Below are 15,336 nucleotides of genomic sequence, written 5' to 3'. Positions count from 1 at the left end.
GGATCACCGTACTGCACGTCAGAACGGGGCCTTCTCCGCAGCGGCCTCGGCCGTGGCCGCGGTCTTCGCCGCAGCCGGCTTCGTGGCCTTCGAGCGCGTGGTGGTCGCCTTGGTGGCCTTCGCCGTGGTGGTCGTCCGGGAGGACGAGCTTGCCGCCGCGACGGTGCCTGCGAGCGGCGCCGTCTCGGTGGCGGGAGCAGCAGCGGACTCCGCTGCGTCGGCCGCCGGGGCGTCGACCTTCGGCCCCACGCCCAGCTTCTCCTTGACGCGCTTCTCGATGTCGTTGGCGAGGTCGGGGTTGTCCCGCAGGAAGGCCCGCGCGTTCTCCTTGCCCTGGCCGAGCTGGTCGCCCTCGTAGGTGAACCACGAGCCGGACTTGCGCACGAAGCCGTGCTCCACACCCATGTCGATCAGGCCGCCCTCACGGGAGATGCCCACGCCGTACAGGATGTCGAACTCGGCCTGCTTGAACGGCGGGGCCATCTTGTTCTTGACGACCTTCACCCGGGTGCGGTTACCGACTGCGTCCGTGCCCTCCTTGAGGGTCTCGATCCGGCGGATGTCGAGCCGGACCGACGCGTAGAACTTCAGCGCCTTGCCACCGGTGGTGGTCTCGGGCGAGCCGAAGAACACGCCGATCTTCTCGCGCAGCTGGTTGATGAAGATGGCGGTGGTCCCGGACGAGCTGAGCGCGCCCGTGATCTTGCGCAGGGCCTGCGACATGAGGCGGGCCTGCAGACCCACGTGGCTGTCACCCATCTCGCCCTCGATCTCGGCCTTGGGCGTCAGGGCGGCGACGGAGTCGATCACGATGATGTCGAGCGCGCCGGAGCGGATCAGCATGTCCATGATCTCCAGCGCCTGCTCGCCGGTGTCCGGCTGCGAGACCAGGAGGGCGTCGGTGTCGACGCCGAGCTTCTTGGCGTAGTCCGGGTCCAGCGCGTGCTCGGCGTCGATGAACGCCGCGATGCCACCCTTGCGCTGCGCGCTCGCCACGGCGTGCAGGGCGAGCGTGGTCTTGCCCGAGGACTCCGGGCCGTATATCTCGACGACCCGACCACGGGGCAGGCCACCGATACCGAGCGCCACGTCCAGGGCGATCGAACCGGTCGGGATGACCTCGATGGGTGCGCGGATCTCGTCACCGAGGCGCATGACCGATCCCTTGCCAAAGCTACGGTCGATCTGAGCGAGGGCCGCTTCAAGAGCCTTTTCGCGGTCTGCTGGTGCGGGCATGTGCAACACCTTCGTCTTCGGGGCGCTGGGTGCGCCGATATGGATGGCTCAGTACGTCGTGCCGACCGTACGCGGAGCCACTGACACGGACGCCTGCTCCGGCCGCCGCCTGTGGACGACGTTCCGAAATCCGTGCCTGTGGTCGAAGTCTAGCCGAACGCGTGTTCGAGGCAAGGCAGGACACATCGGCGTGTCGCTGGACATCTCGCCGGTCTCAGCAGCACGGTCCCGCGGCGGTCAGAGCACGGCGTTCAGCGCCGCGGCGGCGGTGCCTGCCGGTGCTTGTCCTTGCCCCAGCGGTCGGCGTCGGGCACGTCCAGCGCGTCGCACAGCGCGTGCCACACGTCGCGCGGCTCGTCGCCGTCGTCCAGCGCGACCGCCGGGGTGCGGCCGTCGAGCGCGGGCAGCACCTGTTCGCGTGCGAGGGCGCGACCGTACCCAGGACCGAAGACCTCGTCGATCAGCTGCCAGAAATCCCGTTCGCGCACCCGTCAACCCTACGTCTCCGCAGGCGTGCTCCGGCAACCCTGCCCCGTGTCAGTGGTCGGGGCCAGAATGGGTCCATGTCCACGCCCGACGACCCGCTCTCCCGGTTCGGAGCCGCCACCCGCACCTGGTTCACCGGCGCGTTCGCACAGCCCACCGCCGCTCAGGCCGGGGCGTGGGACGCCGTCGCCCGTGACCAGCACGCGCTCGTGGTCGCGCCGACCGGGTCGGGCAAGACGCTCGCGGCGTTCCTCTGGTCGATCGACCGGATCATGGCCGCTCCCCCGCCCGAGGAGCGGGCCCGCCGCTGCCGCGTGCTGTACGTGTCGCCGCTCAAGGCGCTGGCCGCCGACGTCCAGCGCAACCTGCGCTCCCCGCTGACCGGCATCCGCCAGGCCGCGGCCCGGGACGGCATCGAGGTTCCGGACGTGACCGTGGGCATGCGGACGGGCGACACTCCCGCGGGCGAGCGGCGCACCTTCGCCACGCGCCCGCCGGACATCCTCGTCACGACGCCGGAGTCCCTGTTCCTCATCCTCACCTCGTCGGCCCGCGCCGGGCTCGCCGGCGTCGAGACAGTGGTGCTCGACGAGATCCACGCCGTCGCCGGCACCAAGCGCGGCGCACACCTCGCGCTCAGCCTGGAACGGCTCGACGCCCTGCTCGACCGACCTGCGCAGCGCATCGGCCTGTCCGCCACCGTGCGCCCGGTCGAGGCCGTCGCCAGGTTCCTCGGCGGCGGCCGGGACGACAGCTCGGCGCGCGAGGTAGTCGTCGTCCAGCCGCCGTCCACCAAGGAGTGGGCGATCGACGTCGTCGTGCCCGTCCCGGACCTCGCGGACCTCGACAGCGCGCCTGCCACCGGCCCGTCCGACGCCGCACCGGGCGCCGCCACGAGCACGGGCACCGGCGACGACGAGATCGACCTCTCGGGCGAGGCGACCCGCCCGCTGCGCCGGGCCTCGGTCTGGCCGCACGTCGAGGAGCGGGTGGTCGACCTCGTGGCCGACCACACCTCGACCATCGTCTTCACCAACAACCGGCGCGGCGCCGAGCGGCTGACCGCCCGCATGAACGAGGTGTGGGCGCAGCGTCAGGGGCTGGACGTCGCCGACCCGGCAAGCACCTGGGCCGCCCTGGTGCCCGGCCAGTCGGGTACCGCCTCGGGCATCCCCCGGCCCGTGCCCGGGCAGCGTGGTCTGCCCGAGGCGGTACCGGGCCAGGCAGGCCCGCCCGAGACCATCCTGGCCCGCGCCCACCACGGGTCGATGAGCCGTGCGGAGCGCACGCGCACGGAGACGGAGCTCAAGGAGGGCCGGCTGCCCGCCGTGGTCGCGACGTCGTCCCTGGAGCTCGGCATCGACATGGGCGCGGTCGACCTCGTGGTGCAGGTCGGCGCGCCGCCATCGGTGGCGAGCGGGCTGCAGCGCATCGGCCGGGCCGGCCACCAGGTGGGTGCGGTGTCCAAGGGGGTGGTCTTCCCGATGTTCCGGGGCGACCTCGTGCCCGCGACGGTCATCGCGCAGCGCATGCGCGCCGGCGAGATCGAGCACATGCATGTCCCCGCCAACCCGCTCGACGTCCTCGCCCAGCAGGTGGTCGCGGCTCTCGCCGTCGACGACTGGGCCGAGGACGACCTGCTCGCCCTCGTCCGCCGCGCGGCGCCGTTCGCGCACCTCGGCGACGCGACCTGGCGTGCGGTGCTGGACATGCTCGCGGGCCGCTACCCCAGCGAGGACTTCGCAGAGCTGCGCGCCCGCATCACCTGGGACCGGGCCACGGGCATGCTGCGCGGCAGGCCGGGAGCGCTGCGCCTGGCCGCCACGAGCGGCGGCACCATCCCGGACAAGGGCGCCTACGGCGTCTTCCTCGCCACAGAGCCGCCCGCCGGGGGCGGGCCCGACGGCGGGTCCACCCCCGGGCCCGGCGACGCGCTCACCGACAGCGTGACCAGCGGTGGGCGGCGCAACCGAGGCGGCAAGCGGGTCGGCGAGCTGGACGAGGAGATGGTCTACGAGTCCCGGGTGGGCGACACGTTCACACTCGGGTCGAGTACCTGGCGCATCCAGGAGATCACCACCGACCGCGTGCTGGTGACCCCGGCCCCCGGCCTGCCCGGCCGCCTGCCGTTCTGGAAGGGCGACGCACCGGGCCGCCCGGCCGAGCTCGGCCGCGCGGTGGGCGCGTTCGTGCGAGAGGCCGACGCCGCACTGGCTGCCGACCCCGTGGCCGGGCGCAAGCACCTGCGCGAGGCCGGGCTCGACGACTGGGCGGCGGACAACCTCGCCGCCTACCTCACGGAACAGCGCCTGGGCACCGGACGTGTGCCCGACGACCGGACAGTGGTGATCGAACGGTTCCGGGACGAGCTCGGCGACTGGCGCGTGGTGATCCACTCGCCGCTCGGCGCGCGCGTGCACGCGCCCTGGGCCCTCGTGATCGCCGCCCGGCTGCGGGCCCGGTTCGGCCTCGACGTGGCCGCCATGCACTCGGACGACGGGATCGTGCTGCGCCTGCCCGACTCCGGCGGCGGCTGGGAGGGCGACCCCTGGGACCTGCGCACGGTTGGGGACATCGCCCCGGCGGGGGACGTCGCCCCGGCAGGGGACGTCGGCTCAGCGATCCACCTGGACGACGAGGATGCCTACGGCGGCACGCAGGTGCAGCACACGCCGGGCCGGGTCACCCTCGAGGACCTGCTCCTGGACCCGGACGAGGTGCTGGGTGCCGTGCGCGACGAGCTCGGGTCGTCGGTGATGTTCGCCGCGCGGTTCCGCGAGGCCGCCGCCCGCGCCCTGCTGCTGCCCCGGCGCCGACCGGACAAGCGGCAGCCGCTCTGGCAGCAGCGGCAGCGGTCCGCCCAGCTGCTGGAGGTCGCCAGCCAGTTCCCGGACTTCCCGATAGTCCTGGAGGCGGCCCGCGAGTGCCTGCAGGACGACTTCGACGTCGCCGCGCTGGCCGACCTCATGCGCGAGATCGGCGCGGGCGGCGTCCGCGTCGTCGAGGTCACGACGCCGACCCCCTCGCCGTTCGCCCAGTCGCTCCTGTTCGGCTACACGGCCCAGTTCCTGTACGACGGCGACGCGCCGCTCGCCGAGCGCCGGGCGGCCGCCCTGTCGCTCGACCCGGAGCTGCTCGCCGAGCTGCTCGGCGAGCAGGGCACCGCCGACCTGGCTGACCTCCTGGACCCGGGCGCCGTGGAGCAGACCGAGGCCGAGCTCGCAGGGCTCGCACCCGACCGGCAGGCCCGCGACGCCGAGGGCCTGTGGGACCTGCTCCGGCGCACGGGGCCCCACCCGCTCGACGCTCTGGAGGCACGCACCCGCGAGGAGGCACGCCACGCGGTAGCCCGCTGGCTCGACGAGCTGGAGGCAAGCCGCCGGGTCATCCGCGTCCGGTTTGCCGGCGCGGAGCAGTGGGCGATCGCTGAGGACGCCGGCCGACTGCGCGACGCGCTCGGTGTGGCGCTCCCGGTGGGCATCCCGGAGACGTTCACCGAGCCCGTGCCCGACCCGCTCGGTGACCTCCTGCGGCGCCATGCCCGGACGCATGGGCCGTTCGGGGCCCCGGCGGTCGCGCACCGGTTCGGGCTCGGTGTGGCGGTCGTCGCGCACGGGCTGGCCAGGCTGGAGGGGAACGGCGTGCTCGCCCGCGGGAGCCTGCGCCCCGGTTCGCTCGGCGGCACCGGCGACGAGTGGTGCGACCCCGGGGTGCTCCGCCTGTTGCGCCGGCGGTCGCTGGCCGTCCTGCGGGCCGAGGTGGAGCCCGTGGAGCAGGAGGCGCTCGGCACCTTCCTGCCCCGCTGGCAGAACGTCTCCACCGGGCTGCTGCGCGGCGCCGACGGCCTGGTCCAGGCGATCGAGCAGCTGGCGGGCGCGGCGGTCCCGGCGTCGGCCCTGGAGACCCTGGTGCTGCCCTCGCGCGTGGTCGACTACTCCCCCGTGCTGCTCGACGAGCTGACGGTCGCGGGCGAGGTGCTGTGGTCCGGGCACGCCCGCCTGCCTGGCTCCGGCGGCGGGGACGGCCTGGTCTCGCTCCACCTGGCCGACGGCGCCCCGCTCACACTCCCCGCGCTCGAACCGATCGAGGAGGAGAGCCTGCTCGACTCCGACCTGCACCGCGCGGTGCTGGACCTGCTGACCGGTTCCGGCGGCTTCTTCCTGACCCGGCTGAGCGAGCTCACCGGGGCCGAGCCGGAGGCCGTCCTCGAGGCGCTGTGGGACCTCGTCTGGGCCGGGCAGGTCACCAACGACGGGCTGGGCGCGCTCCGGGAGCGGGTCAGCGGTTCAGGAGCCCACCGCGCGCCGCGCACCGCCGCGCGGGCCCGGCCCGTGCGCCGCTCCCGATTCGCCCTCTCGCCGGGGCGCCCCGCCTCGGCCCTCCGGGCGAACGTGTCAGCCGCCGGCGGGGGCGGCCGCTGGGCGGCCCTCCCGGTTCGCGAGGCCGACCCGACCCTGCGCGCGCACGCCCTGACCCAGGTGCTGCTGGAACGACACGGGGTGCTCACCCGGTCCGGCGCGGCGGCCGAGGGGGTCGGCGCAGGCTATCGCGACGTGTATCGCGTGCTGTCGGGCCTGGAGGAGCGCGGGGCGGTGCGCCGAGGCTACTTCGTGGAGCACCTGGGCGGGTCGCAGTTCGCGCTGCCCGGCGCCGTCGACCGGCTGCGCGTCGACGCGCAGGACCGCTCGCGCACGGTCGAGGCCGAGCTGGACGTGGCGGAGCGGACGGCGGCCGTGGCGACCAGCACCGGCGCGAGCGGTACGACCAGCACGACCGGCACCGTCGTGCTCGCCGCGATGGACCCCGCCAACCCCTACGGTGCGGCGCTCGCCTGGCCGGCAGGTCCGGAGCACGGCCCGGAACCCGCTCGGGACACCGGGCCGGCGTCGGACGAGGTGCCCGGCAGCAGGACCACCACAGCCCACCGGCCTGGCCGCAAGGCCGGGGCGGTAGTGGTGCTCACGCACGGCGACCTCACCCTGTTCGTGGAGCGGGGCGGGCGCACCGTGCTGTCGTTCACCCGGAGCCCCGCGCGGCTCGCGGCCGCGGCCGCGGCACTGGCTCGCGTGGTGCGCGAGGAACGGCTCGGGCGGCTGGTGGTCCAGCGTGTCGACGGTGTCCCCGCGCTCGACGCCGCGCGGCACCATCCGGCCGCGCGGGCGCTCGTGACCGCGGGCTTCGCGATCACACCGCGAGGCTTGCGGATCTCGATCCGCTGACCACAAGACCCGGCTCGACGGCATGCCAGACAGCCCCGGACTCCGTTGTTCGAGCGCCAGGACCACGCCGCCGGCCAGGATCATCTCACCGCCGCCGGGCACAAAGGCGTACCAGCTGATCGGGTCGAGCACCGGGTCGACGGCGGACGCTCCCGCCGGAGGGGTGATATGCCGGATGCGCAGCCTGACCCGGTGGGGCGGCCACTACGCTGAAGCCCCACGACGAGGGGAGCATCCGTGCCCGAAGGCGATGTACTGCGCCTCACCGCCGAACGCCTCACCGCCGCGCTGCGCGGCCTGCCGCTCATCCGCGCAGAGCTGCGCTGGCCCAGTGCCGGGTCCGCGAACCTCACGGGAGCCACCGCGCTGGAGACCAGCGCCTACGGCAAGCACCTGCTCACCCGGTTCGACGACGGCCGCACGCTGCACACCCACCTGCGCATGGAGGGGCTCTGGAAGGTGAATCGCACGGGCTCCCGCGACGCCTCGGCCCGGCACCCCGCCATCCGGGCGGTACTCGCCACGGACGCCTGGACCGCCACCGGATGGCACCTCGGGATGCTCGACCTGCTGCGCACCCACGACGAGCACCGCATCCTCAGCGGGCTGGGCCCGGACGTGCTCGGCGACGAGTTCCCCACCACGGGCCTGCCCGACGGCGCGGCGCGCCTCGTCCGCGAACCGGACCGGCCCCTGTGCGCCGCCCTCCTGGACCAGCGCACCGTAGCGGGCATCGGCACCATCTGGATGGCCGAGTCGCTGTTCGCGCGGCGGCTGTGGCCATGGACAGCGGCAGGGGCGCTGGGCGAGGACGAGCGCGACGACCTGCTCCGCACGGCCCGACGGCTCATGGAGCGCAGCGTGGCCGTGGGACGCGCCCGCGGCCTGGGCAGCGTCGAGATGTACGTGCACGGCCGGGCCGGGCGCCCGTGCCACCGGTGCGGCACGCCGATCAGCGTCGGCTCGGCGAACGAGAAGCCCTACGAGCGCCCGGTGTTCTGGTGCCCGACCTGCCAGGCCCCGGACCAGACGTAGCGCTGCGGCGGGCATGAGCGAGGGCGGGACACCTGGTGGTGTCCCGCCCTCGTTGCAGCCCTACCGCGCGCTGGCCGGCTCAGCCGACCGGCGCCAGGTTTGACTGTGCGACCTCGCGCCGCGCTGCGGTCCGGTCGCCTCCCCTGGCCAGCAGCCCAGCGACGAAGTCCGCGGGGATCGTGTCGGGAATCTGGAATCCTTCGGCCACCGCTACGCGGTCGCTCACCTCACGCAGCACCAAGGACAGTGGCACGTCGAGCGCTTCGCAGATGGAGCCAAGAAGCTCGGACGACGCCTCCTTCTGCCCTCGCTCGACCTCACTGAGGTAACCCAGCGACACTCGCGCCGCCGACGAAACCTCGCGCAGGGTGCGCCCCTGACGCTGCCGCGTGTCACGCAGCACGTCTCCGATTTCTCGCCGTAGTACGACCATCTCGCGCCCCCTCTCAGTGCCTGTCCCTGGACTAACGCCCTGCCCTGCCTGGACCGGACGTGCCTTGCGTGTGGTGCGTGCTCCGAGTCCGGAGGTCGATCTACCGTACCCCGCGCTCGGAGTGTTCTTACGCCGGCTCCGGGTGGTCGGCTTATTCATGATCACACCGGGACCAACGTCGTTGATACGAGCCTTGTTCCCGAAGCACGTCCGCGTCAAGCCCTGTGCAAGATTAGGCCAAGAACTTTCACTTGTCTGTAACTTATCGAAAATCTGCCGGGGGTGCGTCGTGATTTTCACCCGGTGCCTCGCTGACGAGGAGCAAGGCGAGCTCCAGCACTCCACGGGCGGCGTCGCCGATCACCTGGGACCGGTCGCCGTCGAGCTCGAGCCGGTGCACCTCGGACGCCACGGGGGTGCTCACTGCGACGAAGACCACACCCGGCGCCTGGCCGTCCTGGGGATCCGGGCCGGCGACCCCCGTCGTCGCGAGGCCCACGTCAGACCCCGTCGCCTGACGCACGCCGGCCGCCATCTGGGCGGCCACGGCCTCGTCGACGGCCCCGCGCTCGGCGAGCAGGTCGGCGTCGACACCGAGCAGAGACGCCTTCAGGTCCGTGGCGTAGGCGACGATGCCGCCGCGCAGCACCCTCGAGGCTCCGGGCACAGTGACGAGCGACGCTGTCACCAGCCCGCCCGTGAGCGACTCGGCCACCCCGACGGTCCACCCGCGCGCGGCCGCAGCGGCCAGCAGGCGCGAAGCGGTCATACGTTCGGCGCCTTGGCCCGTGCGTCCCGGCGGATCTTCCAGCCCTGGTACACGTATTCAAGGCCCGTGACGACCGTCAGGACGAACGCGGCCAGCAGCACGATCCAGGCGAGGACCGTGAACCACTCGAAGCCGTCGCGCGGCAGCAGGAACATCGAGATCGCGACCAGCTGCAGCACCGTCTTGAGCTTTCCGCCCCGGGAGGCGGGCATCACCTCGTACTTGAGCATGGCCATCCGCATGAAGGTGATGCCGAGCTCGCGCACGAGGATCACCACCGGGATCCACCACGGCAGCTCGCCGAGCGGGATCCAGAGCAGGATCAGGGCCGCGCCGACGAGCAGCTTGTCCGCGATCGGGTCGAGCAGCTTGCCCAGGTCGGTCACAAGACCGCGCGACCGGGCGAGGTAGCCGTCCACCCGGTCGGACACCGCCGCGACCACAAAGATCGCCGTGGCCACGAGGCGCCACGTGACGTCGTCCCCGCCCTCGGCGAGCAGCGCCCAGGCGAAGAACGGGACCATGACGATCCGGATCATCGTCACGACGTTCGCGATGTTCCACGGTGACGGTGCATCGGTGGCCATGGCTCAAGCCTAGCCGCGGTTCGCCCGCACCCGGACCGGCAACCGGGCCGCCGACGGCGCACGGGGCTATTACTCGCTCCGGCCGCCGCCCTGCCATAACATCCCCAGGTGACCCCCGTCCGCGTCCGGCCGCTCCTCGCGTCGGCGGCACTGGCCTGCGTCTTCCTCGTCGCTGCCGGCTGTACGCCCACGACCGCCCAGGAAAGCCCCTCCAGCGCCCCACCCTCCGGGCCGACGACGCCACCCCCGCCACCGCCGCCGCAGGACATCGAGCTCACCCTCGTGGCCGCGGGCGACGTCCTGCCCCACGTCTCGGTAACCGAGTCCGCCACCGGACCGTCCGGCATCGACTACTCACCCCTGCTGGCCGGCATCGATCCCTGGGTCGACGGGGCGGACCTGGCCCTGTGCCACCTGGAGGTGCCGATCGCGCCGCCGGGCACGGAGCCGACGGGCTACCCCATGTTCCGCGCACCCGCGGAGCTGGTCCGGGACCTGGGTGAGCAGGGCTGGGACGGCTGCTCGACGGCGTCGAACCACTCGGTCGACGCCGGGTACGACGGGTTGGCCGCCACGCTCGGGGCGCTCGACGAGGCCAAGATGGGCCACGTCGGGACCGCGCGCGACGAGCAGGAGTCACTCGGCGCCCAGTACTACGAGCTGCACCGGAGCGACCGCACCATCACGATCGCCCACCTGTCAGCGACCTACGGGCTGAACGGGCTCACCGCGCCCCGTGGCGACTGGTCGGTGGACCTCATCGACGCGCAGCGGATCGTCCAGCAGGCGAAGGCGGCACGGGCCGCGGGCGCGGACCTCGTAGTGGTGAGCCTGCACGACGGCGTCGAGTACGTCACCGAGCCGACCGAGCACCAGCAGGAGACGGCGCACGCCCTGGCCCAGTCCGGCCAGGTGGACCTCGTGATCGGGCACCACGCCCACGTGCCGCAGAAGCTCGTGCGCCTGAGCGGCGGCCCCGGGAACGACGGGATGTGGACGGCCTACGGCCTGGGCAACCTGCTCTCCAACCAGGGCCCCGAGTGCTGCGTCCTGGCGTCCGCCGTCGGGCTGCTGCTGGTCGCGGACATCAAGCAGCCGCCGGGGGCGCCCGCCCGGGTCACAGGCGTGCGCTGGGCGGCGACGACCGTGGACCTGGCCGCCGCGCACCGGCTCCGCAGCACGCGTGAGGCGCTCGCACACCCGGACCAGGGCACGCTCACCGTCGCCGAGCTCGAGGAGCGGCTCCAGATCGCAAAGGATGCCGCAGGCGACGCTGCGGAGGAGCAGCTCGAGCCGCCCCGTCCCACGGGCGAGCCGCCACGGGTGATCCCACGGGGCTCCGAACCGCCCGCCTCGGAAAGCCCCACCCCGGGCTAGCCGTCGGCCAAGACCGCTCGCGCGCCCTCATCTGAAGGCACCGGCAGGGCCCGCAGCAGCACGTCCACCGCGGAGTCGGTCAGCTCGGTCGCCGTCGTCCCGTCGAGGAGCCCGCCCGTCACGAGCATCGCGACGCCCTGGACGGTCGCGAACACCACCTGCGCGAGGCGTTCGGGATCGCCGGGAGCCACCTCTCCCTCGGCCTGCCCGCGGGCAAGCAGGGCGACTGTCGTGTCGATCGCGCGCCGGGCCGTCTCGACGAGCTCGGCGCTCGCGCCCTCCTCGTGCTTGATCGTGAACATCAGCCCGAGCAGCTCGGTGTTCTCGACGGCGAAGCCGACGTAAGCGTGCGCCGCGCCCCGGAACCGCACGGTGAAGGGCCCCTCCCCTGCCGCGGCGGCGTCGATCGACGCGTCCAGCCGCTCGAACCCGGCGAGCGCCAGCGCGTCCAGCAGCGCCCGGCGGTCGCGGAAGTGCCGTGCGGGCGCGGCGTGGCTCACACCCGCGTCCCGAGCGAGCTGCCGCAGCGACAGCGCCTCGACGCCCGCGGTGCGGACCGTCTGCTCGGCCAGCTCCAGGAGCGTGCCGCGCAGGTTCTGGCGGTGGTAGTCCGACGGCGTCATGCCGCGAGTCTAGCTCAATGTTGGCGTTGACAACATCCCGTGCAGAGCGCACTATGTTGTCACCGACTACATCAGGAGAGATCATGGCTCTGGACCTCACCGGCACCACTACTGTCGTGACCGGTGCCAGCTCCGGCATCGGCACCGCCTTCGCTCGTACGCTGGCCGCACGCGGCTCGGACCTCGTGCTCGTCGCACGCCGGATCGACCGCCTCACCGAGCTCGCGGACGCCCTGGCCGCCGAGTACGGCGTGACCGCACACCCGCTCGCCCTGGACCTGACCGACGCCGACGCCGTCGGCCGCCTGCGCACCTTCCTGGACGAGCGGAACATCACCGTGGACTCGCTCGTCAACAACGCCGGGTTCGCGACCCACGGGCCGCTGCTCGACGCCGACCCGGCACGGATCGCGGACGAGGTGCGCCTCAACGTGGCAGTGCTGGTGGAGCTCACGCACGCGCTCCTGCCGCAGCTGACCGGCTCGGGCCGCGGGTTCCTCGTGAACGTCGCCAGCACGAGCGCGTTCCAGCCCACCCCGGGCATGGCCGTGTACGGGGCGACCAAGACGTTCGTGCTCAACTTCACCGAGGCGCTCGCCTACGAGCTGCGCGGCACCAGCCTGCGGGTCACGGCCCTGTGCCCGGGGCCCACCCGGACCGAGTTCTTCGACGTGGCAGGCACCGACGGCGAGGCCTTCGGGCCGAAGGAGACCCCCGCTCAGGTGGTCGCCACGGCGTTCCGCGCCCTGGACGGCGCCCGCACGCCGGCGTACGTGATCTCCGGCCTGCGCAACCGGCTGCTGTCGCTGGCGTCCCGGCTCGCCCCCCGCCCGCTAGCGGTATCTATCGCCGCGGGCATGGTCGAGGGCTGACGAGAGCGGTCAGCGCACCGCTTCGGCGTCGTCGTGGTAGTCCGTGGCGACGGGCGGCATGTGGCCGTCCGTCCCCTCGGCGTACTGGTCGTCCTCGGCGTAGCGGGCGCCGTCGCCGTCGTCGTCGGGCGTCACCTGGTCGAAGACACCCTGCGCCGGCTGCTCCCCGCGGATCAGCGCGAGCGCCGAAGGCAGCTCGTCGGCGAGGACCAGCACGTCGCGTGCCTTGGAGCCCTCTGAGGGCCCCACGATCTCCCGCGACTCCAGCAGGTCCATGAGCCGCCCCGCCTTTGCGAAGCCCACGCGGAGCTTGCGCTGCAGCATGGAGGTGGAGCCGAACTGGGTGGTGACCACAAGCTCGGTGGCCTGCAGCAGCAGGTCGAGGTCGTCGCCGATGTCCTCGTCGACCTGCTTCTTGGCCGCGGCGGGCGCGGCGACGTCCTCGCGGTACACGGGCTTGAGCTGGCTCTTGACGTGCTCGACGACCTGGTGCACCTCAGACTCGGTGACCCAGGCACCCTGCACCCGGATCGGCTTGGCCGCACCCATGGGCAGGAACAGCGCGTCGCCCTGGCCGATGAGCTTCTCGGCGCCCGGCTGGTCGAGCACCACGCGCGAGTCGGTCACGGACGACGTCGCGAAGGCGAGCCGGGACGGCACGTTCGCCTTGATCAGGCCGGTCACGACGTCGACCGACGGTCGCTGCGTGGCCAGCACCAGGTGGATGCCTGCGGCGCGCGCGAGCTGGGTGATGCGCTGGATCGAGGCCTCGACGTCGCGCGGGGCGACCATCATGAGGTCCGCGAGCTCGTCGACGACCACGAGCAGGTACGGGTAGGGCGCGATCTTGCGGTCGGAACCGGGCAGCGGCTTGACCTTGCCGGCCCGGACGGCGGCGTTGAAGTCGTCGATGTGCTTGTAGCCGAACAGCGCCAGGTCGTCGTACCGCGCGTCCATCTCGCGCACCACCCAGTCGAGGGCCTCCGCGGCCTTCTTGGGGCTGGTGATGATGGGCGTGATGAGGTGCGGTATGCCCTCGTAGACGGTGAGCTCGACCCGCTTGGGGTCAACCAGGATGAGGCGCACCTGCTCGGGTGTGGACCGCATCAGGATCGAGGTGATCATCGAGTTGATGAAGCTCGACTTTCCGGCGCCGGTGGCACCGGCCACGAGGATGTGTGGCATCTTCGCGAGGTTCGCGACGACGTAGCCGCCCTCGACGTCCTTGCCGACGCCCATCACCATGGCGTGCTCGGTGCGCCGCGCGGCGCCCGAGCGCAGCACGTCGCCCAGCACGACGGTCTCGCGGTCCGAGTTGGGGATCTCGATGCCGATCGCGGACTTGCCCGGGATGGGCGACAGGATCCGCACGTCGGCGCTCGCCACCGCATAGGCGATGTTGTTGGACAGCGACGTGATCCGCTCGACCTTGGTCTTGGCGCCCACCTCGACCTCGTACCGGGTCACCGTCGGGCCACGGCTGAAGCCGGTGACCTTGGCGTCGACGCCGAACTGCTCGAACACGCCGGTCAGCGACTCGACCACCCGGTCGTTCGCGGCGGACCGCGCCTTGTGCGGCGGCCCAGCGACCAGCAGGTCCTCGTCAGGCAGCAGGTAGACGGTGTCGCCTTCCAGCATGGGCTGCACACCCCGCGGCATGGGTTCGCCCGCCTTCGGCGGCCTGGGCCCGTCAGCCTTGGTGCCCGACGTCGCCCGCTCGCCGTCGGGTCCGAGGACCCCGGGGCCGATGGCGGGGGCGCCCGTGACCTTGCCGGCGGACTCGTTGGTCGGGATGCGTTGCGTGGTGAGCTTGCCGGCCTTGGCGGCACGCTCGGCGGCCTCGATCTCGGCGGCCTTCTCGAAGGCCTCGTCGCCCACGAACCCGGCCAGGCGCTCCTTCTCGGCGGCGATCTCCTGCTTGGTCCGGCGCTTGCGCTTGGCCGGCCCGGAGGTTCCGTCGTGCGCCGAGACGCCGTCGGCCAGGGCGAGCCCGTCCTCGCCTACGGCGTCGGCCGCGCGGTGGTTGCCGGTCAGCCGGTCGTACAGGCCGCGCAGCCGCGCGGGGATCCGGTGCACCGGCGTCGCCGTGACGATCAGGATGCCGAAGAACGCCGCCAGGACGTACAGCGGGATCGCGAACCACTGCGTCAGGCCGGTGACCACCGGGGTCGCGAAGAGGAACCCGATCACGCCACCGGCGTTCTGCACGGGGGTGAAGCCGTTGGCCGGCGAGGGCAGGTCGGCGCTGATGTGCACCAGCGAGCAGGTGGCGACCACCAGGAAGCTGAGCCCGATGGCCACCCGGCCGTTCTGCTGGGCCCGCTCGGGATGGCGCATGACGCGGAAGGCGAGCCAGATCAGCAGCACCGGCAGCGCGACTCCCGCGATGCCGAACGTGCCCGCGACCACGGCGTGCACACCGTCGCCGAAGGCGCCGTCGATGCCCCACCACTCGCGTGCGGCGACGATGACCGCCACGGCGAGCAGTGCGAAGCCGACGCCGTCGCGCCGGTGGTCCGGTTCCAGTTCGTGCCCTCCCTGCTGTTCCGCGTTCGGCGCGCCCCCGCCGGTCGGGTCGGTCGCCGTCCGCGGGCCTGCGGCACGGGTGGCGCCGCCGACGGCGTGCGCCATGCCCATCCACAGGCCGCGGATCGCCCGGACCGGCCACGGCGGACGCCCCGGTACGGACGCCGCCTGCC

At 72.9% G+C, this 15,336-nt stretch carries 11 protein-coding genes; 4 read left to right on the top strand and 7 right to left on the bottom strand.

Features of this window, described 5'->3' with window-relative positions:
* Nucleotides 1-18: 18 nt before the first annotated feature.
* Both recA and AB1046_RS01210 read right to left on the bottom strand, forming a co-directional pair.
* Nucleotides 19-1,236 carry a recombinase RecA gene (gene recA / locus AB1046_RS01215; RefSeq protein WP_369371959.1) on the bottom strand — a complete coding sequence of 406 codons (1,218 nt, stop codon included), beginning with the start codon at nucleotides 1,234-1,236 and terminating at the stop codon, nucleotides 19-21.
* Between the two features lie 251 nt (nucleotides 1,237-1,487).
* On the bottom strand, nucleotides 1,488-1,724 hold the full coding sequence (locus AB1046_RS01210; RefSeq protein WP_369371958.1) for a DUF3046 domain-containing protein: 237 nt from the start codon (nucleotides 1,722-1,724) through the stop codon (nucleotides 1,488-1,490).
* A gap of 75 nt (nucleotides 1,725-1,799) precedes the next feature.
* Between AB1046_RS01210 and AB1046_RS01205 the strand changes: the two genes are divergently transcribed.
* The gene (locus AB1046_RS01205; protein ID WP_369371957.1) at nucleotides 1,800-6,941 is read left to right on the top strand and encodes a DEAD/DEAH box helicase; all 5,142 of its coding nucleotides are present in this window, start codon (nucleotides 1,800-1,802) and stop codon (nucleotides 6,939-6,941) included.
* 237 nt (nucleotides 6,942-7,178) lie between these two features.
* The gene (locus AB1046_RS01200; RefSeq protein WP_369371956.1) at nucleotides 7,179-7,976 is read left to right on the top strand and encodes a DNA-formamidopyrimidine glycosylase family protein; all 798 of its coding nucleotides are present in this window, start codon (nucleotides 7,179-7,181) and stop codon (nucleotides 7,974-7,976) included.
* 79 nt (nucleotides 7,977-8,055) lie between these two features.
* Here AB1046_RS01200 and AB1046_RS01195 read toward each other — a convergent pair whose 3' ends face one another.
* From AB1046_RS01195 to pgsA, 3 genes are all read right to left on the bottom strand, one after another.
* The gene (locus AB1046_RS01195; protein WP_369371955.1) at nucleotides 8,056-8,409 is read right to left on the bottom strand and encodes a helix-turn-helix domain-containing protein; all 354 of its coding nucleotides are present in this window, start codon (nucleotides 8,407-8,409) and stop codon (nucleotides 8,056-8,058) included.
* Between the two features lie 262 nt (nucleotides 8,410-8,671).
* Nucleotides 8,672-9,178: a CinA family protein gene (locus AB1046_RS01190; RefSeq protein ID WP_369371954.1), complete on the bottom strand. Its 507-nt coding sequence runs from the start codon at nucleotides 9,176-9,178 to the stop codon at nucleotides 8,672-8,674.
* Nucleotides 9,175-9,765 carry a CDP-diacylglycerol--glycerol-3-phosphate 3-phosphatidyltransferase gene (pgsA, locus tag AB1046_RS01185; RefSeq protein ID WP_369371953.1) on the bottom strand — a complete coding sequence of 197 codons (591 nt, stop codon included), beginning with the start codon at nucleotides 9,763-9,765 and terminating at the stop codon, nucleotides 9,175-9,177. The genes AB1046_RS01190 and pgsA overlap by 4 nt, the downstream gene beginning before the upstream one ends.
* A 108-nt stretch (nucleotides 9,766-9,873) precedes the next feature.
* Here pgsA and AB1046_RS01180 point away from each other — a divergent pair, with 108 nt between their 5' ends.
* Nucleotides 9,874-11,142 carry a CapA family protein gene (locus AB1046_RS01180; protein ID WP_369371952.1) on the top strand — a complete coding sequence of 423 codons (1,269 nt, stop codon included), beginning with the start codon at nucleotides 9,874-9,876 and terminating at the stop codon, nucleotides 11,140-11,142.
* Here AB1046_RS01180 and AB1046_RS01175 read toward each other — a convergent pair.
* Nucleotides 11,139-11,765: a TetR/AcrR family transcriptional regulator gene (locus tag AB1046_RS01175; RefSeq protein ID WP_369371951.1), complete on the bottom strand. Its 627-nt coding sequence runs from the start codon at nucleotides 11,763-11,765 to the stop codon at nucleotides 11,139-11,141. The two genes, AB1046_RS01180 and AB1046_RS01175, sit on opposite strands and share 4 nt — an antisense overlap.
* 83 nt (nucleotides 11,766-11,848) lie before the next feature.
* Here AB1046_RS01175 and AB1046_RS01170 point away from each other — a divergent pair, with 83 nt between their 5' ends.
* Entirely contained in the window at nucleotides 11,849-12,637 is a 789-nt protein-coding gene (locus AB1046_RS01170) for an SDR family NAD(P)-dependent oxidoreductase (protein ID WP_369371950.1), read from the top strand.
* A gap of 9 nt (nucleotides 12,638-12,646) precedes the next feature.
* Here AB1046_RS01170 and AB1046_RS01165 read toward each other — a convergent pair whose 3' ends face one another.
* Nucleotides 12,647-15,268 carry a DNA translocase FtsK 4TM domain-containing protein gene (locus AB1046_RS01165; protein WP_369375535.1) on the bottom strand — a complete coding sequence of 874 codons (2,622 nt, stop codon included), beginning with the start codon at nucleotides 15,266-15,268 and terminating at the stop codon, nucleotides 12,647-12,649.
* Between the last annotated feature and the right edge of the window lie 68 nt (nucleotides 15,269-15,336).

This window comes from Promicromonospora sp. Populi, from assembly GCF_041081105.1.
Lineage (GTDB): Bacteria > Actinomycetota > Actinomycetes > Actinomycetales > Cellulomonadaceae > Promicromonospora.
Note: the sequence above shows the minus strand (reverse complement) of the source record. Positions and strands in the feature narration are given on the sequence as shown.